At 66.5% G+C, this 1,615-nt stretch carries 1 protein-coding gene; it reads left to right on the top strand.

The features are described 5' to 3' along the window. Positions 1-262 precede the first annotated feature (262 nt). Complete coding sequence (locus IAQ70_RS22435; RefSeq protein WP_190992161.1) at positions 263-1,369, top strand: IS110 family RNA-guided transposase; 1,107 nt, start codon at positions 263-265, stop codon at positions 1,367-1,369. Positions 1,370-1,615 lie beyond the last annotated feature (246 nt).

Raw genomic sequence — 1,615 nt, 5'->3', positions numbered from 1 at the left:
GTCCGGGACCGGCCCATTATCGCCGGGCGGCGCCGCAGCGCCGGCGTTGGTGTGTTCCGTGGCCCTCTGCGTGGTGGGCGGCGCTGCGGGGCCTGATCCCGGCGGTGATGTCCTTTATCCCGGACGGGGGCCAGGTAACGGCGAGAGGCCGGGGCCTTCTGTTTCACAGGGTCCGTGGGTTGCCATTTACGGCTCCCTTGGCCTCTCGGCTCGTCGGGGGTGCAATGGTAGTGCCACATGTGAAGTTTGGGAGGTCCCGGCTATGTTTGAGCATACTTTCATTGGTCTGGATGTTCACGCGGTCAACGTCGTGGGCCATGCGATGAACCCGGCCACCGGAGAAATCAGCACCCACACCATGGCCGCTGACCCGGCCGCGGTGCTGGAGTGGGTCCGCCGGTTCGACCCGCCGGTCAAGGTCGTCTACGAATCGGGCCCGACTGGGTTCGTCCTGGCCCGCTACCTGCACGCTGGCGGCATTAATTGCGTTGTCACAGCGTCCTCAAAACTGCTCCGTGCACCCGGGGACCGGATCAAGACCGACCGGCGGGACGCCCGGGTCCTGGCTGAGATGCTCGCGGTCGGCTCGGTCACCGAGGTGCGGATCCCGGACCCGGAGGAAGAAGCCCTCCGGGACCTCTCCCGGCTGCGCTCGGGCACCGCCAGGGACCTCGCGCACGCCCGCCAGCACGTCAACGCGATCCTGCTGCGCCACGGCATCCGCTACCCCAAAGAGACCCGGTGGACGCAGGAACACAGCCGGTGGCTGCACCGCCAACGCTTTGCCGAACCGGCGCTGCAGTTCACCTACGAGGCCGACGTCGAGCAGGCGGAGCTGCTCGACAGGCACCTCAAAAGAATCGACAAGCAGGTCGCCGCCACGGCCGCGGCCTGCCGTTTCGCCCCGGTGATTGAGGCGTTGATGTGTCTGCGCGGGATTCAGATCACGACCGCGTTCGGCCTCGCCGTGGAGATTGGGGACTGGACCCGGTTCACCGGTTCCTCCATCGGGTCGTACCTCGGGCTGGTGCCCAGCGAGAACTCCTCCGGACAGTCCCGGCACCAGGGCCCGATCACCAAGGCCGGGAACACCTACGCCCGCAAACTCCTCATCGAAGCCGCCTGGCAGCACCGGCGCCCCTACGCCCGGCCCGGAGAACGGCTGATCCGCCAGCTCAACCGCGTCGCACCGGCAACCCGGATCCGGGCACTGGAAGGAAACCACCGGCTCCACCACAAATGGGAAGTCTTCGATCAGCGCCACAAAATGTCAGTCAAGGCCAACACCGCGATCGCCCGTGAACTCGCCGGCTGGTGCTGGTCCCTGGCCGCCCCGCTCCAGCAAGGAGAACGCATGAACGCGGCCTGACCCGAACGTGCCCCCGGGACGTGATGCAAGTGCGGTGGCAGCACCCGGAGCTAACTCGAGAGCCCACTATGAGCAGACGCACCCAAAGCGTCGACGCCCGATCCTAGACACCGATAATGCTCCAGCCGAACACATCGTCATGCGGCAACCAACCCGCGAATATCAGCCTGACACTGCCAGTCGAAAACGACTCGCCACCACTCACACCACAACCGGCCCGGCACACGATGAGCGGCCCCCGGAAAC

The sequence above is a fragment of the Pseudarthrobacter sulfonivorans genome, from assembly GCF_014712225.1.
Classification (GTDB): Bacteria; Actinomycetota; Actinomycetes; order Actinomycetales; family Micrococcaceae; genus Arthrobacter; species Arthrobacter sulfonivorans.
Note: the sequence above shows the minus strand (reverse complement) of the source record. Positions and strands in the feature narration are given on the sequence as shown.

Bases quoted from the DNA above. Each gene is read 5' to 3' on its own strand.
- IAQ70_RS22435 (WP_190992161.1), top strand. From the start codon at position 263: ATGTTTGAGCATACTTTCATTGGTCTGGATGTTCACGCGGTCAACGTC.